At 46.6% G+C, this 648-nt stretch carries 2 protein-coding genes; both read right to left on the bottom strand.

All coding sequences use genetic code 11. The features are described from left to right. Positions 1–166: sulfur carrier protein ThiS (gene thiS, locus R8N47_RS25870; RefSeq protein WP_318186189.1), on the bottom strand; the 166-nt coding region annotated here is incomplete at its 3' end. A 79-nt stretch (positions 167–245) separates the two neighbouring features. After that, a partial coding sequence (locus R8N47_RS25865) for a HesA/MoeB/ThiF family protein (protein WP_318186188.1) occupies positions 246–648 on the bottom strand: 403 nt, incomplete at its 5' end.

Genomic DNA, 648 nt, shown 5'->3' with positions numbered 1-648 from the left:
CTCCCTCAGAAAGTACCGTACTCGCCCATTCGCTACGCGGCACCACTTGATTATTAATGGCAAAAACACAGCCCATTTCAGGCAGAGAAAACTGGGTAATGATTTGCTGTAGGTTGGCATTACACTCGACCATCTGAGCTTGGTCGTTAATAACGATAGCTATCACGTTACCTCTCTCCTTTAACAAAGGAACGCACAAACGAACTTGCTGCGAATTGATTTGAAACTGTCATGGCGGTCATCTCTTAACTGCTCACTGGAGCAAGATTATTGTCACCACAAACCTGACATTGCTTGTCTTTGGTTATAGACATGGTCTGCCAGTTCATCCGCAGCCCATCAAAGAGGTGTAACTGACCACACGCAACATGAAAGCGATCTATCGCCAACTTTTGAATAGCAGCGAGAGCTTGGTAGTTCCCCAGAGTGCCCACCACAGGGCCGATAATGCCGGTTTCGCTGCACTTCATTGTTTGCTGCAATTCATCAAACGGATACAAGCATCGATAGCAGCCTGAATTTGATGGTTTGTCTGAGTAGTCAAAAACAGCAAACTGCCCTTGCCAACCAATCGCTGCCGCCGATATCAGAGGTGTGTTTTGCTCATAACAAACTTGATTGATCTGCTGCCTCGTTGGTAGGTTGTCA

Source organism: Vibrio sp. 2132-1 (assembly GCF_033344315.1).
This window is presented reverse-complemented; position numbering and strand designations above follow the sequence as displayed.